24 protein-coding genes are annotated in these 24,025 nt (G+C 66.2%); 17 read left to right on the top strand and 7 right to left on the bottom strand.

The features are described 5' to 3' along the window. From V5A53_RS01145 to V5A53_RS01135, 3 genes are all read left to right on the top strand, one after another. The coding region (locus V5A53_RS01145) for an enoyl-CoA hydratase-related protein (RefSeq protein ID WP_332311720.1) at window positions 1-1,148 on the top strand (1,148 nt) is incomplete at its 5' end. A gap of 6 nt (window positions 1,149-1,154) precedes the next feature. Further along, on the top strand, window positions 1,155-1,595 hold the full coding sequence (locus V5A53_RS01140; RefSeq protein WP_332311719.1) for a PaaI family thioesterase: 441 nt from the start codon (window positions 1,155-1,157) through the stop codon (window positions 1,593-1,595). Then, window positions 1,592-2,056, top strand: coding sequence for a MaoC family dehydratase (locus tag V5A53_RS01135; RefSeq protein ID WP_332311718.1), 465 nt, complete (start codon window positions 1,592-1,594; stop codon window positions 2,054-2,056). Before V5A53_RS01140 ends, V5A53_RS01135 begins: the two co-directional genes overlap by 4 nt. A 15-nt stretch (window positions 2,057-2,071) precedes the next feature. Here the strand turns inward: V5A53_RS01135 and V5A53_RS01130 are convergent, their stop codons facing one another. Together V5A53_RS01130 and V5A53_RS01125 are read right to left on the bottom strand one after the other, a co-directional pair. Next, window positions 2,072-3,001, bottom strand: coding sequence for a ribokinase (locus V5A53_RS01130; protein WP_332311717.1), 930 nt, complete (start codon window positions 2,999-3,001; stop codon window positions 2,072-2,074). Window positions 3,002-3,300: 299 nt separating this feature from the next. Further along, window positions 3,301-3,888, bottom strand: coding sequence for a sulfite oxidase-like oxidoreductase (locus tag V5A53_RS01125; RefSeq protein WP_332311716.1), 588 nt, complete (start codon window positions 3,886-3,888; stop codon window positions 3,301-3,303). A gap of 180 nt (window positions 3,889-4,068) precedes the next feature. On the opposite strand from V5A53_RS01125, the gene V5A53_RS01120 reads away from it, so the two are divergent. The 7 genes from V5A53_RS01120 (at window position 4,069) to V5A53_RS01090 (ending at window position 11,478) form a co-directional block, all read left to right on the top strand. Further along, a complete protein-coding gene (locus V5A53_RS01120) occupies window positions 4,069-4,281 on the top strand; it encodes a ribbon-helix-helix domain-containing protein (RefSeq protein WP_332311715.1) in 213 nt (70 codons plus the stop codon). A 128-nt stretch (window positions 4,282-4,409) separates the two neighbouring features. Next, the gene (locus V5A53_RS01115; protein WP_332311714.1) at window positions 4,410-4,688 is read left to right on the top strand and encodes a UPF0058 family protein; all 279 of its coding nucleotides are present in this window, start codon (window positions 4,410-4,412) and stop codon (window positions 4,686-4,688) included. 68 nt (window positions 4,689-4,756) lie between these two features. After that, entirely contained in the window at window positions 4,757-6,094 is a 1,338-nt protein-coding gene (locus V5A53_RS01110) for an isochorismate synthase (protein WP_332311713.1), read from the top strand. Window position 6,095: 1 nt separating this feature from the next. Beyond that, window positions 6,096-7,859: a 2-succinyl-5-enolpyruvyl-6-hydroxy-3-cyclohexene-1-carboxylic-acid synthase gene (gene menD, locus V5A53_RS01105; RefSeq protein WP_332311712.1), complete on the top strand. Its 1,764-nt coding sequence runs from the start codon at window positions 6,096-6,098 to the stop codon at window positions 7,857-7,859. 51 nt (window positions 7,860-7,910) lie between these two features. Beyond that, entirely contained in the window at window positions 7,911-8,804 is an 894-nt protein-coding gene (locus V5A53_RS01100) for a 1,4-dihydroxy-2-naphthoyl-CoA synthase (RefSeq protein ID WP_332311711.1), read from the top strand. A 542-nt stretch (window positions 8,805-9,346) separates the two neighbouring features. Beyond that, the gene (locus tag V5A53_RS01095) at window positions 9,347-10,042 is read left to right on the top strand and encodes a hypothetical protein (RefSeq protein WP_332311710.1); all 696 of its coding nucleotides are present in this window, start codon (window positions 9,347-9,349) and stop codon (window positions 10,040-10,042) included. Window positions 10,043-10,146: 104 nt separating this feature from the next. Continuing rightward, window positions 10,147-11,478, top strand: coding sequence for an erythromycin esterase family protein (locus tag V5A53_RS01090; RefSeq protein ID WP_332311709.1), 1,332 nt, complete (start codon window positions 10,147-10,149; stop codon window positions 11,476-11,478). A 3-nt stretch (window positions 11,479-11,481) separates the two neighbouring features. Here V5A53_RS01090 and V5A53_RS01085 read toward each other — a convergent pair whose 3' ends face one another. Beyond that, window positions 11,482-12,102 carry a phosphoribosyltransferase gene (locus tag V5A53_RS01085; protein WP_332311708.1) on the bottom strand — a complete coding sequence of 207 codons (621 nt, stop codon included), beginning with the start codon at window positions 12,100-12,102 and terminating at the stop codon, window positions 11,482-11,484. Between the two features lie 83 nt (window positions 12,103-12,185). On the opposite strand from V5A53_RS01085, the gene V5A53_RS01080 reads away from it, so the two are divergent. The 5 genes from V5A53_RS01080 to V5A53_RS01060 are packed head-to-tail and all read left to right on the top strand — an operon-like array spanning window position 12,186 to window position 16,814. Continuing rightward, the gene (locus tag V5A53_RS01080; RefSeq protein ID WP_332311707.1) at window positions 12,186-13,127 is read left to right on the top strand and encodes a 1,4-dihydroxy-2-naphthoate polyprenyltransferase; all 942 of its coding nucleotides are present in this window, start codon (window positions 12,186-12,188) and stop codon (window positions 13,125-13,127) included. Continuing rightward, window positions 13,124-14,128, top strand: coding sequence for a mandelate racemase/muconate lactonizing enzyme family protein (locus tag V5A53_RS01075; RefSeq protein WP_332311706.1), 1,005 nt, complete (start codon window positions 13,124-13,126; stop codon window positions 14,126-14,128). The genes V5A53_RS01080 and V5A53_RS01075 overlap by 4 nt, the downstream gene beginning before the upstream one ends. 16 nt (window positions 14,129-14,144) lie before the next feature. Further along, on the top strand, window positions 14,145-15,665 hold the full coding sequence (gene menE / locus V5A53_RS01070) for an o-succinylbenzoate--CoA ligase (RefSeq protein ID WP_332311705.1): 1,521 nt from the start codon (window positions 14,145-14,147) through the stop codon (window positions 15,663-15,665). A gap of 25 nt (window positions 15,666-15,690) precedes the next feature. Continuing rightward, on the top strand, window positions 15,691-16,437 hold the full coding sequence (locus V5A53_RS01065; RefSeq protein WP_332311704.1) for an NRDE family protein: 747 nt from the start codon (window positions 15,691-15,693) through the stop codon (window positions 16,435-16,437). 26 nt (window positions 16,438-16,463) lie between these two features. Continuing rightward, the gene (locus V5A53_RS01060) at window positions 16,464-16,814 is read left to right on the top strand and encodes a helix-turn-helix transcriptional regulator (protein ID WP_442928658.1); all 351 of its coding nucleotides are present in this window, start codon (window positions 16,464-16,466) and stop codon (window positions 16,812-16,814) included. Between the two features lie 165 nt (window positions 16,815-16,979). On the opposite strand, the gene V5A53_RS01055 is transcribed toward V5A53_RS01060, so the two are convergent. Beyond that, window positions 16,980-17,417 (bottom strand): universal stress protein, encoded by a 438-nt coding sequence (locus V5A53_RS01055; RefSeq protein WP_332311703.1) that lies wholly within the window; start codon window positions 17,415-17,417, stop codon window positions 16,980-16,982. Window positions 17,418-17,613: 196 nt separating this feature from the next. Here V5A53_RS01055 and V5A53_RS01050 point away from each other — a divergent pair, with 196 nt between their 5' ends. After that, a complete protein-coding gene (locus V5A53_RS01050) occupies window positions 17,614-19,863 on the top strand; it encodes a DUF7527 domain-containing protein (RefSeq protein WP_332311702.1) in 2,250 nt (749 codons plus the stop codon). A gap of 67 nt (window positions 19,864-19,930) precedes the next feature. Here V5A53_RS01050 and V5A53_RS01045 read toward each other — a convergent pair whose 3' ends face one another. After that, entirely contained in the window at window positions 19,931-20,236 is a 306-nt protein-coding gene (locus V5A53_RS01045) for a hypothetical protein (RefSeq protein WP_332311701.1), read from the bottom strand. Between the two features lie 257 nt (window positions 20,237-20,493). On the opposite strand from V5A53_RS01045, the gene V5A53_RS01040 reads away from it, so the two are divergent. Further along, a complete protein-coding gene (locus V5A53_RS01040) occupies window positions 20,494-21,870 on the top strand; it encodes an adenylosuccinate synthase (protein WP_332311700.1) in 1,377 nt (458 codons plus the stop codon). A 1-nt stretch (window position 21,871) separates the two neighbouring features. Here the strand turns inward: V5A53_RS01040 and V5A53_RS01035 are convergent, their stop codons facing one another. Next, the gene (locus V5A53_RS01035) at window positions 21,872-22,321 is read right to left on the bottom strand and encodes an SRPBCC domain-containing protein (RefSeq protein WP_332311699.1); all 450 of its coding nucleotides are present in this window, start codon (window positions 22,319-22,321) and stop codon (window positions 21,872-21,874) included. 41 nt (window positions 22,322-22,362) lie between these two features. Next, window positions 22,363-23,949: a succinic semialdehyde dehydrogenase gene (locus V5A53_RS01030; RefSeq protein WP_332311698.1), complete on the bottom strand. Its 1,587-nt coding sequence runs from the start codon at window positions 23,947-23,949 to the stop codon at window positions 22,363-22,365. Window positions 23,950-24,025: the final 76 nt, after the last annotated feature.

The raw sequence follows: 24,025 nt of genomic DNA, 5'->3' as shown, positions 1-24,025 counted from the left end.
AGAAGACCGGCAAGGGCTACTACGACTACGAGGACGGCGACGGCGCCGACTACGGTCCCGACGACGTCTCCGAGGACTTCGATTGGCTCCGCATCGAGGCTCGCATCATCAACGAGGCCGCCAAACTCATCGGCAACGACGTCGCGACGCCCGACGCCATCGACACCGGCCTCCGTCTCGGTGCCGGCTTCCCCGAAGGCCCCTGCCGCCGCGCCGACAAGATCGGCCTCGACGAGGTGCTGGACAAACTCGAGACCCTCTACGAGGAGACGGGCGCCGACCGCTACGAACCCGCCGACTACCTCGAAGAACTCGTCGCCGACGGCAGGACCGGCGAGGATGCCGGTGCCGGCTTCTACGAGTACGGCGAGGACAGCGAACGCGATTACACGACCATCAACGTCGACCTGAACGACGACGGCCTGCTCGAGGTCGAACTCGACCGACAGGCCCGCATGAACGCGCTGAACCAGGACATGATGGACGAGATCGTCCACGTCCTCGACACCGCCGACCTCGACGAGGTCCGGGCGGTCACCTTCGAGGGCGCGGGCGACCGCGCGTTCTCCGCCGGCGCGGACATCACCGGCTTCTCCGGTATCGACCCCCACGAGGTCGAGGTCACGCCCGTCTTCCAGACGGTCAACGACTTCCCGCGACCCACCCTCGCGAAGATCGACGGCTTCTGTCTCGGCGGCGGCCACGAACTCGCGCTGGCCTGCGACCTCCGTATCGCCACCGAGGACTCGGAGTTCGGCTTCCCCGAGATCAACCTCGGCCTCCTGCCGGGCGGCGGCGGCACCCAGCGCGCCATCCGCATGATCTCCGAGGCCCGCGCCAAGGAACTCGTCTTCCGGGGCAACCGCATCGACGCCGAAACCGCCGAGGAGTGGGGCCTTATCAACCGCGCCGTCCCCGCCGAGGAGTTCGACGACACCGTCGAGGAGTTCCTCGACGACCTCGTCTACGGCGCGCCCATCGCCCTGCGGAAGGCGAAGATGGTCATGAACAAGGGCCGCGACCAGGACATCGACGCCGGCCTCGAACTCGAATCGCAGGCCTTCGGCCTCCTGCTGTCGACCGACGACATGATGGAAGGCGCCGCCGCGTTCATGGAGGACCGCGAACCCGAGTTCGAAGGGGAGTGAGCCACGATGAGTGAAGGTGCCGCCGACGGCGGAAACGACGTGCTGGACCGGGAGCTCCGCGAGCACGGCCTGTTCAAATGGCTGAATCTCGACGTCGAGATCGTCGAACCCGGCCACGTCGTCTTCGAGTTGCCCTTCGACGACAAGTTCGCCAACATCGCCTCGGGGACGGTCCACGGCGGCGTCACCGCCACCGTCATCGACACCGCTTCCGGCTTCGCGCTCCGGTCGACCTTCGAGCATCCGGACGAGGCGATGCTGACGACGACGGACCTCAACGTCCGCTACGTCCGGCCGGCCCGCAACGACCTGCGTGTCGAGGCCGAAGTCATCCGCGCGGGCGGCTCGATGGGCTTTACCGAAAGCGAAGTGACCACCGTCCACGATGGCGAGGAGAAGGTCGTCGCTACCGGCGGCACCAGTTACCGACTATTCAGAGACCAATGAGCGACACCAACACCGACGAACCCAGCGTCTTCCACGAGATCGAGGAAGGCGACACCGACCGAACGCAGGGCCGAACCATCTCCGAGGCGGACGTGATGAACTTCGCGGGCGTCTCCGGGGACTTCAACCACCTGCACACCGACGAAGAGCGGATGAGCGACTCGCCGTTCGGCGAGCGCATCGCCCACGGCATGCTCGTCCTCTCGGCGGCGACTGGCCTGCTGTGGCAGAACCGCACGCCTGAAGAACGGGAGGCCGTCGTCGCCTTCTACGGCATGGACAACCTCCGGTTCCGCCAGCCGGTCCTCATCGGCGACACCATCCACGTCGAAACGGAGGTCGTCGAGACACGCGAGAAGGAAGACGGCCCCGGCAACGGCACCGTCAAGAACGCCGTCGAGATCGTCAACCAGCGCGACGAGACGGTCATCTCCTGTGAGATGATCTCGCTGTTGAAATAGACCGTCCTTCCTCTTTTAATCGTCGAGATACGAGTCGATAGTCGAACGTGAGGGAAGCGACGGGACGGCGCCGCGTTCCGCGCAGGCGGCCGCGCCCGCGGCCACCCCTCGCTCGGCGGCCGCGATGAGGTCGGTACCATCGCCGCGAGCGACCGCGAAGGCGCCGTTGAACGCGTCGCCGGCGCCCGTCGTGTCGACTACCTCGGTTTCGATGGGCGGAACCGCGACCGTCTGGTCGTCGGTCACCACGAGCGCGCCGTCGGCACCGAGTGTCACGACGACGGCCTCGGGACCGCGGTCCAGCACGGTTCTGGCGGCCTCTTCCTCCTCGATATCGGCGTCCGGGGCGTGGCCGGCCAGCACCCGAACCTCGCTTTCGTTCGGCGTCGCCACGTCGACGGCGGCTACGAGTTCGTCGGGCAGTTCCTGCGCAGGCGCGGGGTCGAGGACGACCTCCGTACCGGCTGCCTCGCCGACCGTGGCGGCGGCCTGAACGGACTCGATGGGTGTTTCGAGTTGGGTGACCAGCACGTCTGCGCCCTCGATTGCCGCTCGCTTCTCGCGGACCGAGGCGCCGTCGAGTTCGTGGTTCGCACCCGGTGCGACTGCGATGGCGTTCTCGCCGCTCTCCTCGATGTGGATGAGCGCCGCACCGGTCGGAGCGTCGACGGACAGCACGCCCGAGTCGTCGATGTCCTCCTCGGCCCACAACTCCCGTGCGGATTCGCCGAATCGATCGTCACCGACCGCTCCTATAAAAGCGACCTCGCCGTCGTCCCGTGCGGCCGCGATGGCCTGATTCGACCCTTTCCCGCCGGCGTTCTGCACGAAACCTTCGCCCATCACCGTCTCGCCCGGAACCGGAAGGTCGGGCACCGTCACCGACATGTCGTGGTTGTACGACCCGACGACCGCGATAACGGCGTCCGGTTCATCACCCGTCATACGTGAACTGGCGTCCGGCGCGACGAAAAGCGTGGGGGCGAATGGAGCGTTGGCTAGTTGCACAATAAATAGTAGTAGCATCCGCGAGGGCGGGTTCGGAGAACCCGCCCGAAGCGGTTCACCGCGCGACCGAAGGGAGCGCGGGACCAAGGCCCGACCGGTTGCGAGACTCTGAACGAAGTGAGGAGTCTCGTTATGCCGAACGGCGAACGAAGTGAGCCGTGAGGCGAGGGAGGGCCGCCGTGTCTTTTTCATGAAAGTTTTTGCCGGCGCGGCGAAGCCGCGCCGTGCAAAAAGTTTCAGGCGTAGCGCTTCTCTTCCCATGGGTTCGCGGTGTTCGAGTAGCCGCGTTTCTCCCAGTAGCCGCGTTCGGGTTCCGTGAGGAACTCGACGCCGGAGACCCATTTGGCGCCCTTGTATGCGTATTTGTGGGGGACGACGACCCGAAGGGGGCCGCCGTGTTCGGAGGGAAGCGGATCGCCGTCGAGCGCCCACGTGAAGAGGACCTCCTCGCGCATGCAGTCCTCGAGGGGGAGGTTGGTGGTGTAGCCGTCGTGGGCATGGAACATGACGTGGACGGCGTCGTCGGTCACGCCGGCGCGTTCCGCGAGAGTGGGAAAGGAGACGCCGCGAAAGCGGCAGTCGAAGCGTGACCAGCCGGTCACACAGTGGAAGTCCTGATTCTGGCTCTCCGTCGGCAGGTCTTTGAACTCCTCGAAGGAGAGCGCGAGTTCCTCGTCGACGGCGCCCCAGACGTCGAAGGTCCAGTCGTTCGGTATCGAGGGCGTTTCACCCTTCGAGAGGACGGGAAAGCGGCTGGTCTCCCGCTGGCCGGGCGGGAGGCGCTTGCCGTCGAACTCCCGATGGAGGTCCGTAACGTCCTTCATGGGTCCCGATTTGCGTCGAAAACAGGTAGGCCTATCGTTCGGGAACGAACGTATCCCCCAGAAATAAGGTCAGTGAACGGTTCACAAAAGATAGTTTTCGTCACCGGGGGTTGAATTTGCTCGCGGCAAAAAAACCCCGTCAACCTTAAATACCCTATCCCCGAAGCTTGCAACGTTCCGATGCCGAAGGTACAACTGACTATCCCGGAGCATCTGGAGATGCAGATCGCCCAGCTCGTAGAGAAGGGTGAATTCGTAAACCGGGAGGAAGCAATCGAAGAGTTACTCTCGACCGGCCTTCGCGCCTACAAGACGAGCGGTCCGATGGAGGACGAAGACCCCGGTCTCGAAGAAGACGGTATGATGGGCCACGACGACGAGTACGTCTTCTAACCCGTTTTTCCGGCTTGTGGCGCCCGTAGCGGCTGCGCTGTCGCCCGTACTGGCGAGGTCGGCTCGTGTGGCGGTGTGTGCCTCGTTCCCGCGAAAGCGTTAAACGCCGTCTTCCAGTACCCACGAATATGCACAAAGACGAGCTTTTGGAACTGCACGCCAAGATGGTTTCGATCATGGAGCACTTCGATGACATGGACAGCGTCGATAACTCGATTTTCGAACCCTACCAGGGCCTCGACGTGACCCCGGACGACGTCCACAAATCCAAGAGCGAACACAAACACGCCGTTTTCGTCCTCGGAAACGCCCTGGCGAACGTGATGAGCGAAGACGAGTTCTCGGACGCCGGTCGTATCGGCAAGCGGATGCAGGAACTGGCCGACGACGCCGAATCGAAGCTTTAGGCTGTCCTTTCTGGCGAGCCCGTCCCTGAACGGGTAACCTAAAACGGTGGGGTTCCAAGAGAGTGGTAATGGAACCGTTGCGGAGCGAGGAGGCCGCCCCGTCCTCGGCGGGGCTTGTCAGTCGGTCGATGCGACTTCCCGCGGCACCACAGCCGAAGGCTGCGCTTTCGGCGGCCGACGCCCCCCGGAGATTCTGGGCGGCCCCCGACGAGGCGACGGTCGTCGGTAGCGGGACCGCGGCGACGATAACCGCCGACGGTCCCGACCGCTTCCGGGCGGTCCGGGAGTCGGCGTCGGAACTGTTCGCCGTCGGCGACGTTCACGCCGGGGCGCTGGCGGCCCGACCCCGTTTCTTCGGCGGCTTCGCGTTTCACGACGAACACAGCGGCGACGACCCGTGGGCGGGCTACCCCGGCGCGGAGTTCGTCCTGCCGCGGGTCCAGGTCACCTACACCGACGACGGGCCGTGGCTCACGGTCAACGCGGTCGACGCCGACCCCAAGGCCGTCGAGGACCGACTCGAAACCGCCGAGGCGGAACTGACCTCGCTTCCGACGAACGACGAGTACACCGACCCACCGGGCGTTCGTGCCCGCGAGCGGACCACGTCGATGGCCGAGTGGCGCGAAAGCGTCACCGCCGCCACCGACCGCATCGAGGCCGGCGAACTCCGGAAGGTCGTCCTCGCACAGGCGCTGGAGACGACACTCGAACGGCCGCTCTCGCTGCCGGACGTGGTGGCCCGACTCGGCGAGACGTATCCGGACTGTTTCCGGTTTCTCTTCGAACCTGCAGATGGGAGCGCCGGCTTCTTCGGGGCGACGCCCGAGCAGTTGGTCGGTCTTCGTGGGCGGACCGTCGAAACCGGCGCGCTCGCGGGGACGACCGGCCGCGGTGACACCCCCGAGGAAGACGAGTGGCTCGCCGAGGAACTGCTGGCCGACGACAAGAACGTCCACGAACACGAACTCGTCGCCGACGCCATCCGCGAGCAGTTGGCCCCCTACGCCGCGGCCATCCAGGCCGGTCAGCGCCGGATTCGCCGGCTGGCGACCGTCCAACACATCGAGACGCCGATCACGGCCGAACTGGCGGACGACGAACACGTCCTGACGCTGGTGGAGGCGCTCCATCCGACGCCCGCCGTCGGCGGCCTGCCGCCCAACGAGGCCCTCCGGACGATTCGGGATACCGAACCCTTCGAGCGCGGTTGGTATGCCGCTCCCGTCGGCTGGTTCGACGCGGCCGGCTACGGCTCCTTTTCGGTCGCCATCCGGTCGGCGATCGCCCGGGACGATGTGGCGACGCTCTTCGCGGGGGTCGGCATCGTCGCCGATTCGGACCCCGATCGGGAGTGGGACGAGGTACAACTCAAATACCGGCCGATACTGGACGAACTGGAGTGAGATGGCCCGGAACGTCAACAGCCTCTGGGCCGAGGTCATCGCCGACGAACTGGTGAAAGCCGGCATCGAGACGGCCGTGCTCGCACCGGGGAGCCGTTCGACGCCGCTGACGGTCGCCTTCGCCGAACACCCCGATATCGAGGCGCTGTCGCTACTCGACGAGCGCTCGGCAGCCTTCTTCGCGCTCGGGCGCGCGAAGCGAACGGGTCGTCCCGTTCCCCTCATCTGTACCTCCGGCACCGCGCTGGCGAACTTCCATCCCGCGGTCGTCGAGGCGGGTCAGGCCCGCGTGCCGATGTTGCTGTTGACGGCCGACCGGCCGCCGGAACTGCACGACAGCGGCGCCAACCAGACCATCGACCAGCAGGACCTCTATGGGGATGCCGTCCGCGACTATCGAACGCTCCCCGAACCCGAGGCCGCCGACCGGAAACTCCGTTCGCTGCGGACGACGCTCTGTCGGGCCGTCGGAACAGCGACCGGCACCGAACCCGGACCGGTTCATCTGAACGTCCCGCTCCGAAAGCCGCTGGAGCCGGACGCCCGCGCGGCTGACCTCTCGGAAGCGGTTCCCGATGCGACCGTTCCCGATGGGTTCGCTGACGAGCATCCGATCGCTGTCGAGGGCCGTAACGGCCCCTTCGTCGACGTCACGGAGGGCCGTGCTGGGCTCTCGAAGAGCGACCGGCGAACGGTTGCCGACGCCATCGAGGGCGCCGCTTCGGGACTCATCGTCTGTGGCCCTGCGAACCGGCCGGCGCCGGCCCGGGACGCACTGTTGGGCCTCGCACGCGAAACGGGCTTTCCGGTGCTCGCCGACCCGCTTTCGGGACAGCGATTCGGCGCACATCTCGGGATGACCGAGACGCCGATCTGCGGCGGCTACGATTCGTACATCAGCGCCATCGAGGAGACACCCGACATCGTCCTCCGGTTCGGGGCTTCGCCGACGTCGAAACCGCTGCGACACTACCTCCGGGATTCCGGCGCCCGGCAGTTCGTCGTCGACCCGGCCGGTGGCTGGCGCGAGGCGACGTTCACCGCGACGGACCTCGTCGTCGCCGACGAAACGAGGCTGGCGACGGAACTGGCCAGTGCCGTGCGCCGTGACGCAGGCGGCTACGCCGAGCGGTTCTCGGAAGCCGAGGCCGACTACTGGGAGCTGGTCGAGGGGGACGAACCCGAGGAGGGCGCTGTCCTCTCGGACAGCATCGAACTGGCGCCGGACCCGACGACGATCTTCGTCTCGAATTCGATGCCCGTGCGTGACCTCGACCGGTTCGCCCGGCCGCGGGCGGCGAACCTGACGGTGCTCGGGAACCGCGGCGCTTCGGGCATCGACGGCATCACCTCTTCGGCCCTCGGTGCTGGCTCTGGGACCGACGACCCGCTCGTAGCCGTGTTAGGTGACCTCGCGTACTACCACGACATGAACGGCCTGCTGGCGGTCTCGCGCTGTGACGTCGATGCGACGGTCGTCTGTATCAACAACGATGGGGGTGGCATCTTCCGCCTGCTGCCCATCGAGGAACACGACGCCTTCGAGGAGTGGTTCCGGACGCCGCACGGACTGGATTTCGAGGGGTCGGCCGACGTCTATGATATCGATTTCGCGCGTACGCGAAATCGCGAGGGCTTTCGCGACCTGTATACGGAGTCGGTCGGGAGCGACGGCACGCAGGTCATCGAAGTCGTCACCGACAGCGAGCGGAGCCACGAGGCGCGCGCGGCGCTCCAGGAGCGCGTCCTCGCGGCGTTGTCCTGACGGTTCGCCGCAGTCGGGTGGGTTTTTGCTATCGGCGCTCCCGGTTTCGGTATGGTCTCAGACCTCTTCGACCCCGACCGCTGGGAGCCGATAACCGACGATTTCGAGGACATCACCTACCACCGCGGGACGGACGTCAACGCCGTGCGTATCGCCTTCGACCGCCCGGAGGTGCGCAACGCCTTCCGGCCGGAGACGGTCGACGAACTCTACACCGCATTGGACCACGCCAAACGGCAGACCGATATCGGCTGTGTCCTCCTGACGGGCAACGGGCCATCGCCGAAGGACGACGGGTGGGCGTTCTGTTCGGGTGGCGACCAGCGGATTCGCGGGGAGGCGGGCTACGAGTACGAGGACGGGGAGGGCGACGAGGCGGAACGGCAGGACGCCCCCCGACTGCACATCCTGGAGGTCCAGCGACTGATCCGCCACATCCCGAAGCCGGTCATCGCCGTCGTGCCGGGGTGGGCCGTCGGCGGCGGCCACTCCCTGCACGTCGTCTGTGACATGACGCTGGCCTCCGAGGAGCACGCCAAGTTCCTCCAGACGGACCCCGACGTGGCCTCCTTCGACGCCGGCTTCGGGTCGGCGTATCTCGCCCAGCAGGTCGGCCACAAGAAGGCCCGCGAGGTGTTCTTCCTCGGTAAGACGTACTCCGCGGAGGAGGCCGTCGATATGGGGATGGCCAACGAGGCGGTCCCTCACGAGGAACTGGAGGAGGTCGCTCTGGAGTGGGCCGACGAGATCCTCTCGAAGTCGCCGATGGCGATCCGGATGCTCAAATACGCCTTCAACATGGACACTGACGGCCTCATCGGCCAGCAGGTCTTCGCGGGTGAGGCGACGCGACTCGGCTACATGACCGACGAGGCCCGCGAGGGCCGGCAGGCGTTCAACGAGAACCGAAAGCCGAACTTCGAGAAGTACGACTGGTACTACTGACAGGGTGTTATAGGACGATTCACGCGGTTTTGACTTCGTTCTGCTTCGATGAATCAGTCGTTTGGTGAACGTGCGTATCGAGTGGTTGACTCATTTCTTATAAACTGAAACGAACGACACCTTCGTCCGGGAAGTGCATCCGCCGAGTGGGGCCTTCGAAGAAGGCACTTGAGGCGGTTCCCGCTGGCGAGGGCCGAAGGCCCGAGCCAGCGTAGCGACGAGTGACTACCGCGCTCGACCGGAGGGAGAGCGCGACAGGAACGAGTCGCGCATATTTTCCCCATGTTTTTGCCGGGCCGGCCACAGGCCGGCCCGGGCAAAAAGTGGCTTAAACCAGGCGGCAATTGCTGGCAGCATCCCTTCGGAGATCGGTCTCGTATATTCACGTGTCAGCGCCGGCACCGCGTCGCGCTGTCTACCGGGTGGGTGACCTCCATCCACCACCATTGGTCCACATTTCTGAGACTCTCAATGTATCTCAATGGTTTTGAATGGTTTTCAGAGACAAGTTTATATGTGCTGGGGGCGTAGTTGTAAATACAATGAGCGAGAACACCAACCCCGTCGAAACAGTATTCGAATTGCAACGCAGCACCCTCGAGCAGACCCACAGCGCCGTCGAGCGCGGCGTCGAGATCCAAAAGCAGGTCAACTCCACGTTCCTCGACACCATCGAGCCCGCCCGCGACGTCTCCGACCGCGGCAACGACCTGCTGCGGACGACCGTCGACAGCTACCTCGACGCCGTCGAGTCGGCCGTCCCGGCCGAGCAGGACGTCTTCGGTGACCTCCGCGACAGCATCGACGAACAGCTCGACACGCTCGAGGAGAGCCAGGCGGACGCCCTCGACACGCTCGAGGAGAACCTCCGTGACGGCAACGATTCCGTCGAGGAGTTCCTCGAGGACTTCCTCGACCAGCTCGACGAGCAGGTCAACGCGATTCTCGACGCCAACGAGGATCTCGAAGACCAGACCATCGACGCCCTCGAAGGGCTCGACGAGCAGATCCAGGACCTTCAGGACCAGCTCGAAGAGCAGGGCGAGGACTTCCAGCAGCAGGTCGAAGACCAACTCGACACCATCTCCGAGCAGTTCGAGGAGCAGGCCGAAAGCGTCTCCGAGCAGGTCGAAGACGTGACCGAGCAGGTCGAGGACGTCTCCGAGCAGGTCCAGGACGCCGCCGACGACGTCGCCAGCCAGGTCGAGGACGCCGCCGACGAGGCGACCTCCGCTTAAATCGGCACCTCACCGTCGTATCCCATATTTTTCTTTCGACGCAACGCCCGAGAGCGGCCGCGCCGTCGGAAACGCTTTCCGAATGCTGTGCGAACCGTTTACGTATGCCAATCGAGGACCGTCGCGGCTGGGCCGAGCCGTTCGGTATCGAGCGTGCGGCCGCCGAAATCCGGGAGTACGGTCGGCGGCTTGATGGCCCCCACGACCTCGACCCGCTTATCGACCGACTGGCCGAGACCGACGTCGTTCTACTGGGCGAGGCCTCCCACGGCACCTCCGAGTTCTATCGCTGGCGCGCGACCATCTCGGCGGAGCTGATCCGCGACCACGGCTTCGATTTCGTCGCCGTCGAGGGCGATTGGCCCAGCTGCTTCGCGGTCAATCAGTTCGTCAGGAACGCGGCAGACGGTCCGGAAACCGTCCGCGAGGCTGTCGACGCCTTCGACCGCTGGCCCACGTGGATGTGGGCCAACTGGGAGGCCGTCGGGTTCTTCGAGTGGCTCGCCGTCCACAACGAGGAGGCGTCGCCGGCCGAACACGCCGGCTTCTACGGCCTCGACGTCTACAGCCTCCACGAGTCGATGGAAGCGGTCGTCGACTATCTCGAAGACGTCGACCCGATGGCCGCCGCCGAACACGCCCGACAGGCCTACCGCTGTTTCGAACCCTACGGCGAGGACGGCCAGGAGTACGCACAGGCGATGCGGATGGTGCCCGAGGACTGCGAGGACGACGTGGTGTCGGTCCTGACCGAGATGCTGGACCGGCGGCGGACCGAAGCCGATGGTGACGCACCTGAATCGGTGTTCGCCGCCGAGCAGAACGCCCACGTCGCCAAGAACGCCGAGGCTTACTACCGGGCGCTGGCGTCCTCCGAGAACTCCTGGAACGTCCGGGACGAACATATGGCCGACACCCTCGCCCGCCTTCGGGACTTCCACGACGGTGGCAAGGCCATCGTCTGGGCACACAACACCCACGTCGGCGACGCCCGCGCGACCGATATGCCGCGTCGCGACCGCCTGAACCTCGGCCAACTCGTCCGCGAGTCCGAGGCCGACTGCGAAATCGTCGGGTTCGGCACGCATCGCGGCGACGTCATCGCGGCCGACGAGTGGGGCGAGACGCCACGGGAGATGCGCGTGCCCGACGCCCAAGACGGCAGTTACGAGGATGCCTTTCACGCGGCTGACGGCGCCGACCGCCTGCTGTTTACCGACCGCATCGGGGCGGATGACGCGCTCGCGGAACCGCGCGGCAACCGGGCTATCGGCGTCGTCTACCGGCCCGCCTTGGAGTCGGGCAACTACGTCCCGACCGACCTTCGAGAACGCTACGACGCCTTCATCCACATCGATGAGACGGAGGCGCTACACGCCATCGAACGGCATCCCGAGCGCGAACGGGTGCCCGAACTCTACCCCTACGGCGTCTAGGCCTCAGTCTTCGAGATATTCCATCGCTTCCTCGTCGGTGACCTGTGAGAAGTCCCGATAGTGCCGTCCGACCGCGCCGAAGCGAGCAGGCTGTTCGACGGCGACGACCTCGTCGGCCTCGCGTGCGGCCTCGTCGAGGGAGTCCGGCGCTCCGACCGGCACCGCGAGGACGACGCGTTCGGCCCCGGCGGCCTTCGCCTTCCGGATGCAGGCGATGGCGGTCGCGCCGGTCGCAAGCCCATCGTCGACGATGACGACGTGCCTGCCGACGAGGTCCGGTTCCTCGCCTTCGCGGTAGGTCGCCTCTTTCTCGCGGGCGGTTTCGGCCGCTCGGTCGGCTTCCGCCTCGATATAGGCCTCGTCGACGCCGAGTTCGTCGATGATCGCCTCGTTGCGATAGAGGCTTCCGTCACTGGCGGCGGCGCCGATGGCGAGTTCGGGGTTGTTCGGAGCGCCGAGTTTCTTCGCCGCGACGATGTCGAGCGGCGCGTCGAGTCGGTCGGCGACGACGCGTCCGAGCGGGAGGCCACCGCGGGGGACCGCGAGGACGATATCGGCCCCGATTCCCCGGTCGACGAGTTCGTCCGCGAGTTGCTCGGCGGCCGTTGTCCGATTCTTGAACATACCTTGGATTTTCGCCCGACTGATAGATAAAACGCCGGGGCGGACCACCGGGCATTATACTGCGTCCGCCCCGAGTACGACCAATGACAGAGACGGTCTCACCGACGAAGGCGTGGCTGATGGCGGCCCGCCCACAGACCCTCCCTGCCGGCGCCGCCCCCGTCATCGTGGGTACCGGACTGGCCGTACACGAGGGCGTCTTCGCGCCGCTGCCGGCCGTCTTCGCCCTGGTCGGTGCGCTCCTGTTGCAGATCGGCACCAACTTCGCCAACGACTACTACGACGCCGTCCGCGGCGCCGACACCGAGGACCGCGAGGGCTTTACCCGCGTGACCGCCGGGGGCATCATCGACCCGGAACGGGTCAAGATGGCGATGTACGCGACATTCGGCCTCGCGATCGCCATCGGGTTCTATCTCGTCTACATCGGGGGTCTCCCCATCGTCGTCGTCGGCCTCGCCAGCGTCGCCGCCGGCATCACCTACACCGGCGGACCGCTTCCCTACGGCTATCGCGGCCTCGGGGACGTCTTCGTCTTCGTCTTCTTCGGCCTCGTCGCCGTCGCGGGCACCTACTACGTGCAGGCGGTCACCTACGTTGCCGACCCGCTGCCGCTCGGCGTCCCGGCGGGGACCGTGCCGGTCGCCGCCCTCGTCGCCGCGCTGCCGGCAGCCGGCCTCTCGACGGCCATCCTCGTCGTGAACAATATCCGAGATAAGGAGACCGACGCGGCCGCGGGTAAACGGACGCTCGCGGTCATCCTCGGCTATCGACTCAGCCGTATCGAGTGGACGGCGCTGGTCGGCATGGCCTACGTCGTGCCCGTCGTCTTCTGGCTGGACGGCTTCACGCCTGCGGTCCTGGTGCCGCTCGTGACCGCCCCTCTTGCTGCCCGCATCGGCCGCACCGTCTGGACGAAGACGGAGGGCGAGGCCCTGAACCCCGCCCTGGAGCAGACCGGGAAACTCCTCTTCGCCCACTCGCTTCTGTTCGCCATCGGACTGGCCGCGCCCGCGTTCGTATGAGAATCGAACCGTTCTCCCTGTCGCTGTCGACGCCGCTCGATACCGCCGCCGGCACCATCGACGAGCGACGTGGCTTCCTCGTCCGGCTCGATTCCGACGGTACGCCGGGTCTCGGCGAGGCGACACCGCTTCCGGGGTGGACCGAATCCCTCGACGACTGCGAGGCCACCATCCGTCGGGTCGACGACCCCGAGAGCACGCTCGACGACGACTCCCTCGCGGCCGCCCCTGCTGCCCGTCACGGGGTCTCGCTGGCGGTCCTCGATGCGCGCGCTCGGGCGGCCGGCGAACCACTCTATCGCCACCTCGGTGCGACGGCCAGCACCGAGGAGGTCCCAGTCAACGCGACGGTCGGGGATGGGGAGCCGAAAGCGACCGCCGAGGCGGCCGCCGACGCGGTCGCCGAGGGCTTCCCGGCGGTGAAACTCAAGGTCGGCGCCCGGTCGCTTTCGGCGGACATCGAGCGCCTCGAAGCCGTCCGACGGCGATGCCCGGACGTCGAACTTCGGGCCGACGCGAACGGGGCGTGGGACCACGAGACCGCCGAGCGCGCGCTGTCGGCCTTCGCCGACCACGACGTGGCCTTCGTCGAACAACCGCTGTCGGCCGGCGATCTGTCGGGCCACGCGGACCTCCGGGGTGGCCCGGTCGGTATCGCACTCGATGAAGGACTCCACGAACACGGCATCGACGCGGTGCTGGCTGCGGCGGCCGCCGACGTCATCATTATAAAACCGATGGCGCTGGGCGGCGTCGACCAGGCGGCCGACGTGGGCCGGCGCGCTATCGACGCTGGTCTCGATGTCGTCGTCACCACGACCATCGACGGTGCGGTCGCTCGCGCCGCCGCGGTCCACCTTGCGGCCGCCTTGCCGAGGGTTCGAGCCTGTGGATTGGCGACGAGAAGCCTTCTCGCGGAAGATATCCGGGAGAATGTCGCTCCGATCCGGTCGGGAGCCGCCGTCGTTCCACAAGGAAAAGGCAATATTCCCCCCTCGTGAAACGGGCTACGCTACGATGCGTGACTGGCTGGCGACCCGGGCGAGCGCGACGCCGAACGCGACGGCGATAGCCGCCGCTGGCGACGCCGAGGCGGCCGAGACGTACGCCGACCTCGACGAACGGGTCGAGGTGCTCTCCGGACGACTCGCCGCCCGCGGCGTCGGCGTCGACGATGCGCTGGTCGTCTGTGCCGAAACCCGGACGGAGTTCGTCGAACTCGCCCACGCGGCACAGCGTCTCGGTGCCGTGCTGGTGCCGGTCAACGCACGCCTTTCGGCCGACGAACTGTCGGTCCGCTTCGACCGCGTGAACCCGGAGGTCGTCGTCTGTGAGGCCGACACAGAGGCGGCGGTCACCGATGCGACCGACGCGACGGTACTCTCGGTGGACGAGCCGACGGGAAGTGCCGAGGCGTTGGCGAGCGTCCGGCCCGAACCCTTCGACCTCCCCGAGTGGGAACCGGACAACCCGCTGGTCGTCATGTTCACCTCGGGGACGACCGGCGACCCGAAGGGCGTCGTCCTGACGATGGGCAACGTGCTCGCGAGCGCGACGGCCTCGGCGTTCCGACTCGGCCTGCGGGATACCGACTGCTGGCACGTCTGCCTGCCGATGTACCACATGGGCGGGCTGGCGCCCGTCTATCGGTCGGCCCTCTACGGGACGACGATAGCCGTCCAGCAGGGCTTCGAGCCCCAAGAGACGCTGGCGGCGATGGACGACGCCGATGCGACCGCCGTCTCGCTGGTGCCGACGATGCTGGAGCGATTGCTCGATGCCGGTGCCGACGGCGATACTTCGCTTGCGCCGCTCGTCGACCTCCGGTTCGTCCTGCTCGGCGGTGCGGCCTGCCCGCCGGACCTGCTGGAACGCGCACAGAAGCAGAACGTTCCGGTCGCGCCCACCTACGGGATGACCGAGGCCGCCTCCCAGATAGCGACCGCGACGCCCGAGCAGGCTCGACAGACGCCCGACACCGTCGGCAACCCCGTCATGTTCGCCGAGGTGACCATCGTCGACGAGTCCGGCGCGATCTGTGAGACCGGCCAGACGGGCGAACTCGTCGTCTCCGGGCCGATGGTGACGCCGGGCTATCTCGACGAGACGGCGACCTTCGAGGCCTTCACGAACGGCGGCCTCCGAACCGGCGACCTCGGCCACCGCGACGAGGACGGCCAACTCTACGTCCACGCGCGGGTCGACGACACCATCATCACCGGCGGCGAGAACGTCGATCCGAGCGAGGTGGCCGACGCCGTCCGCTCCCATGCTGCCGTCGAAGACTGTGCGGTCGTCGGCCTGCCCGACGAGGAGTGGGGCGAACGCGTCGCCGCTCTCGTCGTCACGGACGGTGCCGAGGTCTCGGCCGACGACATCCGCGAGTTCTGTCGGGACCGACTCGCCGGCTACAAACTCCCCCGGACGGTCGCGTTCGCGGACGCGTTACCCCGGACCGCGTCGGGCACCGTCGACCGCGAGGCCGTCGAAGCGCGACTCCGTTCGGGTGCCGACGACGGTGGCTCGGACGAGGTTTAAATCGGCGCCGCTCCTACCTGCGTTCGTGTGTACCCTCATCGTTGCGTGGCGCGTCTTCGAGGATGCGCCGGTCTGTATCGCCGCCAACCGTGACGAGCAGTTCGGCCGGCCGGCCACGCCGCCAGCAGTTCGTGACGGCCCGCCTCGCGTGCTCGCACCGCGTGACGAGGAGGCCGGCGGCACGTGGATCGGCTACAACGAACACGGTCTCTTCGTCGGCGTCACCAACCGCTGGGAGGCCGGCGAGGGCGACCGCTCTCGCGGCCTCCTCGTGAACGACGCGCTCGAAGAGGCGACGGCGACGGACGCCCTCGCTCGCGTCGAGGCAGAACTCGACGCCCGCGAGTACGCACCGTTCCACCTCCTACTCGCTGACGCGGACGATTGCATCCTCGTCGCGAACCGCGGCGACGAAACCGGCGGTGGCTACCGGACCGATACCTTCGACCCCGGCGTCCACGTCGTCGTCAACGTCGGTACCGCCGACGACTGGTTCGTCCCTTCGGCACGGCCCGAGATCGGCAAACAGCAGGCGGCCAACGCCGAACGCCTCCGCGAGGAACTCCAGCCACGTGACGGCGAAACGGCCGCCGACTGGACGCGTCGGGCGGGGGAGTCTCTCAGCGACCACGACTCCGGCGTCTGCATCCACCGCGACGGCTTCGGCACGCGCTCGTCGTCGCTCATTCGACTCGGCGACGAGCAGTACTTCGCGTTCGCCGACGGCCCACCATGTGAGAATCCATACGAGCCTGTCGAAGAGATGATTTAAAAGGCTCGCAGCCCCACGTATCAATAATGAGCGCTTCTGAGGAAGAGGACCTCTCGGAGATCGAACGCGAAGGCCTCGAACTGATTCGCGAGAGCGGCGGCATTCATCAGAGCGACTTCTGGAAGGAACTGGACGTCGACTCCCGGAAGGGGAGTCGCATCATCGACAAACTGGCCGACCTCGACCTCGTCGACCGCGAGGATACCGTCTACGAGGGCCACAACACCTACTACATCACCCCCGTCCGCGACCCGAAGGACCTCGATTTCTCCCTGCTGATGGCCGGCGACATGCTCTCGCCGTTCGTCGGCGACGAGGAGATCGACCCCCAGAGCGACGCCTTCTCCCACTGGGTGATGAACCTGGCCTACCAGTAACCACTTTTCGTCGGCTTCACCGCTGTGTCGTACGGCCGCGACCGTCAGCGGCCCGTTCGACCCCTCCCGACTGCGGGTGTGACCCGGTTCCCGTCGCCCCGTGGAAATCCACCGAGGGATCGAGCGATGGTACCGCTCGGAGCCGCATCCGAAGGCGGGGCTCGCTCAGGCAGTAAACACCGGGATGTCGAGCGACCCGATGACGCGCTTGGTGACCGAGCCGGTGAGCGGCTTGTCGGGGTCCGAGTGTCCCCGCTTGCCCATCACGACCAGATCGATGTCGTTCTCGTCGACGTACTCGATGATGGCCTCGTGCGGGAGGTTCGACGTGACCTCGGTCACACAGGGGACCCCGGCTTCCCCGGCAAGTTCCTCGATCTCCTCGACGAAGGACTGGCCTTTCTTCTCCAGGCGACGTCGGGTTTCCCCGATGTCGCTTGGGACCGCAACGTAGCCGGCGCGACCTATGTCCATCGCATACAGCACGTGCAGTGTGGCATCGCGGTGCTGGGCGAAATTGATCGCCTGCCTGGCCGCGTTACGGGCAGCGTCGCTGCCGTCGGTCGGAACCAGGATGTCGTCGAACTCCTCTGGAGCGTCCATACCAAAACGTCTAGTCATAAGTAAATAAATCTGTTTTACGGTTCTCAGTGACTGAGAACATCACCTACGGAGGTCCCGTACTCACGTCTTCGTCGGCGTTGGCCGCCGGGATGAGCCGACGCGAAGCGCCGCTGATTTCGCTATTAAAAAAGGTTGGGGCGAAGCCTATATACCCGTCCTGTGGCTTTCGGCGTGTATGGACGCCCACACCGTGATGGAGAAGTGGGAGGGGTCGCCCTTCGACGGCGGGTTCGACGGGTTGCGTGACCTGCAGTCACGGGGATTCAGCGGTGCGGTCGAGGCCGGCGACAACCGGCTGTTCCTCCGTGATGGCGAACCGCTTGCGGTCGTATCGAACTTCGAAGAGGCCCCCCGAGAGGGAAGCATCGAGGCGTTCGACGGTGCTGCGGGCCGGGCACACGAGGCGGAGCATCCGGGGACGGTACCGCTGGCCGCGATGCTCGCGCTCGACGGGGAGGTCCGGGGCCGGTATTTCAGCGACGACACGCCGCTGTCGAAGGTCCACGAGACGCTGTCCGGCGGCGGCTTCACCGGCTACGTCGAACTCTCGGAGAACGTTCTTAGCGGCGATTACTACATCGTTTACAAGGACGGCGACGCGGACTACATCGGCTATATCAGCTCCAGCGGCCGGCTCATCACCGACGAGGAAGCCCAGGAGAAAGCCGAAGGCGAGATCGGGATCTACGAGGTCGTCGCCGTCTCCCTGTCGGATATCGGGATTCCGGCGGCGCCCGAACCCGATACCGGAACGGGAGCGGTCGGGGTCGCTTCCGAATCGCCACCACAGCCGGATACGACGACCGATGTCGGTACCGAGACGGTCGCCGATGCCGACCCTCGTTCGGAGGTGACGCCCGAACCGGAATCGGAACCGGAACCGGCGGCCGAACCAGCCACCCAGTCGGAGCCAGCGACCGAGTCGGATTCCACGGTCGAATCGGAACCGGAACCGGAGCCAGCAACCGAACCGGAACCGGAGCCTGCGGCGGAGCAGGACACGACGCCGACGACCGAATCTGCCACCGAGACGACCGACGAACGCGACGAATCGGTGGATTCGACCCCGGAGCCATCGGCTGCGGATGGGCCGTCCGCAGCCGCGGACGTCGCCGAAGCCGAAACGGAGGAATCGACGACCGAGCCGTCGGAGCCGACACCTGATACGGAGGAATCGACGACATCGGAGTCGGCGCCCGAAACGGAGGATACGGCTTCGACCGACTCCTCGTCGGCGTGGCAGTCGACGGCGACGACGCGAACGGCCCAGTCGACAGCCGAGTCGAGCGCCGACTCCGACGGCTCGGTCATGGACGACCTGACGACGCGGTCAGTTCCGTCTATCGACCCGGAGAACACGGGTCGTGGGGAGAACGGTGAGGCCGACACCGCCGCCCAGCGTGGTGCCGGCGGGGTGACACCGAGCGAGCCCGAACCGACCCAGACGCCGGACCGAACCCGAGAGCCGGAGCCGGCTTCCGCGTCCGAACCGGAGTCCACGGAACAATCGCGGCCGGACCCCGATGCGGAGTCGGAACCAGACGTCGACGTGGAGGCACGCATCGAGGAGGTCCGCCAGGAGTACGAATCGGAGTTGGAGTCGCTACGGGCTGAACTCGACTCTCTGCGAACCGAACGTGACCGGTTGCAGGAACGTGTCGAAACGCTGGAAGCCCAGGGGACGGCAGGCGCTGGGGGTGCCAGCGGCGTCAGCCTGACGCCGGACCGCGCGCTCGCGGGGACGAGCCTGTTCGTCCGCGACGAGGGCCCCGGCGGACCGACACTGGAGGACGCCCACGCGGGCAACGTCGAACCCGAGGAACTGGCGGAGAACCTTCGCATCGAGTATCACACCCAGTTCGAGGACGAAGGGGCGACCGTCGACGGCGAACCCTTCGAGTCGTTCCTCCGGTCGTCGCCGCTGTACGCCTTCACGGAGTGGGTGCTCACAGACCTGCTGTTCGAGATCCAGTCGACGCGCTCGGAGGGGGCGATGCGGCCGCTCTACGACGCCCTGCCCGATATCGACCGGGTGAGCTTCGGCGAGCCGGTCACCGTCGGCGAGGGCGAGGACCAGCGGGACATCGAGTTCGACGTCGTCGCCCGCGACCGGATGGGCGAACCGCTCGTGGTCGCCAACATGGACGAGAGCCGCGACCCGACCCGCGCGGCCTCGCTGGAACCGCTCATCGACGATGCCTCCGACGTGGGGATGGAAGCCGACCGGTTCGCGGGTGCCTTCGCCGTCACGTCCAGTTACTTCGAACCGGACGCGCTGGAGGCCGCTCGGGAGGCGACCAGTGGCAGCCTTCTCAGCCGAGAGAAGCATCGGAACTTCGTGAAACTCTCGCGCAACAACGGGTTCCACCTCTGTCTGGTGGAGTCCCGCGACGAATCGTTCCACATGACGATGCCGAAACTGTAGCGGCCCGTGCGCTTTTAGCGGGCGCTAACGGACGCTCTCGGCCGAAACGAGAAACGTAGAAAACCGTTCAGTTCTCGATTTCGGGGACTTCGTCGATCTTCATCCCTTCGAGCTTGTCGATGATCTCGTCGACCTTCGTGTCGAGTTCGGAGACGAATTCGACGGTGTCCTCGGTGGTGATTGCGCCCTGGCTGGAGGGTTCGATGAGGTTCTCCTCTTCGAGAACGCGCAGCGAGTAGCGAACCTTGTGGTGGGGGTAGCCCGTCTCGTTGGACATCTTGACGATGCCGATAGGCTCGTTCTCGATGACCATCCGCAGCACCTGCAGATGGCGCTCCAGCATGTCTACTTCCTTCTCAAGCCGATCTATCATGGCATTTGTTAACTTGTGTTTGCAGGGTTTAAAAGTTGCTGTCCGTTCGGGCCCCGAAACCGATACATCGGGGGTATCGTACCGTATTTTCGGAGGTGGCGTTTATAGGCCTTGTGACGCCGGCTCATATGGCAGCCGTTCAGAGCGGCGCTGGCGGTCGAATCGACCAAAAGCGGGCCGCCGCGCGCGAGACGTCGGCAGCAGCGAGGCTGGCCATACCGTAATCGGTTTACCACCTTGGGCGAAACGTCGTCCCGATGACCGTAACCATCGTCGGTTCGCAGCTCGGCGACGAGGGCAAAGGGGGTATCGTCGACGTCTACGGCGATATCGCCGATGTCGTCGTTCGCTACCAGGGCGGCGACAACGCCGGCCACACCGTCGTCCACGAAGGCGACGAGTACAAGCTCTCCCTCGTCCCGTCGGGCGCCGTCCGAGACAAGATCGGCGTCCTCGGCAACGGCTGTGTCGTCAACCCACGCACGCTATTCGACGAGATCGACACCCTCCGCGACCGCGGCCTCGACCCCGACGTTCGGGTCGCCGAGCGCGCGCACGCCATTCTCCCGTATCACCGCGTTATCGACAACCTCGAAGAGGACATCAAATCCGACGACGACCTTGCCGCCGGTACGACCGGCCGTGGCATCGGCCCGACCTACGAGGACAAGGCCGGCCGCCGCGGCGTCCGAATCGGCGACCTGCTGGATCCCGAGACGCTCCGCTCCCGCCTCGAATACGTCGTTCCGCAGAAACGCGCGCTCCTCGAAGAGGTCTACGATATCTCCATCGAGGACCACGAGGACATCGACGCCGATACCTTCGATATCGACGCCCTCTTCGAACAGTACCGCGACTTCGGTGACCGCCTCGACAGCGAGGGCATGACCGTCAACTGCGGGGAGTTCCTCGCCGAGCGCCTCGACGCGGGCGAGGAACTCATGTTCGAGGGCGCACAGGGCACCTCCATCGACATCGACCACGGCGTCTACCCCTACGTCACCTCCTCGAACCCCACCGCCGGCGGGGCGACCGTCGGCACCGGCCTCGGCCCGACCGTCATCGGCGACGGCGAGGTCGTCGGCATCGTCAAGGCCTACCTCTCCCGTGTCGGCACCGGTCCGCTCCCGACCGAACTCGGCTCCGTCGACGGCCAGACGCCCGACGACGGCGGCCGACCCGCCGAGGCCGACCTCGCCGAGTACATCCGCGACAAGGGCGGCGAGTACGGCACCGTTACCGGCCGTCCGCGCCGCGTCGGTTGGCTCGACATCCCGATGCTCCGGCATGCCGCCCGCGCGAACGGCTTCACCGGCCTCGCGGTCAACCACATCGACGTGCTCGCCGGCCTCGACGAAGTGAAGGTCGGCCACTCCTACACGCTCGACGGCGAGGAGGTCTTTACGATGCCCCCGACCACCGAGAAGTGGGGCGACTGTGAGGCCAACCTCCGCTCCTTCGAGGGCTGGGATGACGTCGACTGGAACGCCGTCGCCGAGGAGGGCTACGAGGCGATTCCCGAGAACGCTCGCGAGTATCTGGATTACATCGCCGAGGAACTCGACACGCCCGTCTACGCCGTCGGTGTCGGTCCCGGCCGCGAACAGACCATCGTCGTCGAAGACCTGACGTAAGCTACGCGGCTTCGTCGACTTTCGCTTCTCCCGTTTCGACCCGCGCTTTCAGCGCCGCGTTCATCTCCTCGAATCCCCGTCGAATCGCGTCCTTGTCGAGGATGAGCGGCACGAGGACGCCCCCGAAGGTTTCCCGATGGACGAAGCGAACGCCCTCGGCGCGGTCCTCGATGACGAACTCGTGGCGGCCGTCGAAGACGTTGGGCACCAGCAGGCTTCCCTTCCACGCGAGGCGGCGGTTCGGCTCGACGGCCTTGACGCGCGGTTTGAACGTCATACCTCGCTTTCCCGGCGGCTCGATGCGGATGGTCAGTTGCCGTTCGGGTTCGATGTCGCCCTCCAGTCGCGTGATGAACGGATTCCAGTCCGGATAGGCAGCCCCGTCGGTCAGGACGGTCCACACCGCCTCGGCGGTGGCGTCGATCTCGATGTCGGTTTCGATGGTCTGCACGGGGGTAGTAGGCGCGAAACGGAGAAATAGGTATCTGCGGATCAGCGCATACCGGGAATCTGACGCTGAATCTTCAGCGCCTTGTTCATGATCTTCGCGTAGAGCCAATGCGGCACGCCCGGAGGGTTCGTCATCCCGAGGTGCTTCTGGACGGCGACCGTCTGGGGCTCGGTATACTTCATGAAGCCCGTCTTGGCGTGGCGGCGGCCGATACCGGAGTTCTTCATGCCACCCATCGGCGCGTCCAGCGAGACCCACGCGGCGGCGTAGGCTTCGTTGACGTTGACCGTCCCGGTCTCGATCTGTTTGGCCATCCGCTTGCCGCGGTCGGTGTCTTCGGTCCAAATCGAGGCGTTGAGGCCGTACTCGGTGTCGTTGGCGCGGCGGATGACCTCGGCCTCGTCGCTCCATTTATAGATCGAGACGACGGGGCCGAACGTCTCCTCGGCACAGAGGGCCATCGACTCGTCGACGTCGGTCAGGACGGTGGGTTCGTAGAAGTACGGGCCGAGGTCGGGGCGGGCGGTGCCGCCGGTGAGGACGGTCGCGCCCTCGGCTTTTGCTTCCTCGACGTGTTCGGTGACCTTGTCGAACTGGTCTTGGGAGATGAGACTGCCCACGTCGACGTCGTGGCCGTATCCCGCGCCGATGTGGAGGTCCTCGATCTCGCTGACGAAGGCCTCGACGAACTGGCCGTAGACGTCCTCGTGGACGTAGAGCCGTTCCAGCGAGATACAGAGTTGGCCGGCGTTGGTGAAACAGCCGCGGATGAGTCCCTCGACCGCGCGGTCGATGTCGGCGTCCTCACAGACGATGCCGGGGTTCTTGCCACCCAGTTCCAGCGACACGTCTGTGAGGTGCTCGCCGGCCTGGCTGGCGACGATGCGTCCGGTCTTGCTGGAGCCGGTAAAACAGACGTAATCGGAGTTCGCGACGAGCGGTTCGCCGAGGTCGGGGCCGAAGCCGGTGACGACCTGGAAGACGTCGCGGGGGACGCCGGCCTTCCGGAGGAGTTCGACGGCCTTCAGCGCGGTGTAGGAGGTCTGTTCGGCGGGTTTGAGAACGACGCTGTTGCCGGCCAGAATGGCGGGCAGGGCGTCCGAGACCGCAAGCGAGAGGGGGTAGTTCCACGGCGAGATGATGCCGATGGTCCCCCTCGGGTGGTGGTGAACCGTCGTTTCGGTGAGGCCCGGAATCGCGGCGTCCCGTTTTTCGCTTTCGAGGTACTCCTCGGCGCGGTAGGCGTAGTGACGGGCGGTGATCGCCACGTCGAGGATCTCCTCGTAGGCGTGGCGACGGGCCTTCCCGCTTTCCAGTTGGACGATATCGAGCAGTTCCTCGGCGTGGTCGAGCACGAGGTCGTGATACTCGATGATGACCTCGGCGCGTTCCTCGACGCTGCGTTCGGCCCATGCGGTCTGGCCCTGGTCGGCCCGCTCGAAGACGAGTTCGATGTCGTCGGCATCGCAGGCGGGCAGGCGGCCGATGGTGGAGCCGTCGAACGGCGCCTCGACGTCGAAACGCTCGTCGACGCCGCCCGCGGTGGTGACGTACGATTCGAGCCCTTCGAGTAGTTCGTGGTCGACGGAGCCGACGTCGGGCCCCGTTGCGGACTCGGAGACTGTCATGGGCAGGTGTTGGCTCTACGGCGTGTTAACCGTACGGGAACGGGTGACAACGAGAGGATCGTTTCAGCCGATACCG

It is taken from the genome of Natronomonas sp. (assembly GCF_036625485.1).
GTDB lineage: Archaea > Halobacteriota > Halobacteria > Halobacteriales > Haloarculaceae > Natronomonas.
The sequence above is the reverse complement of the archived record's forward strand: the minus strand, read 5'-3'. Positions and strand labels throughout refer to the sequence as shown.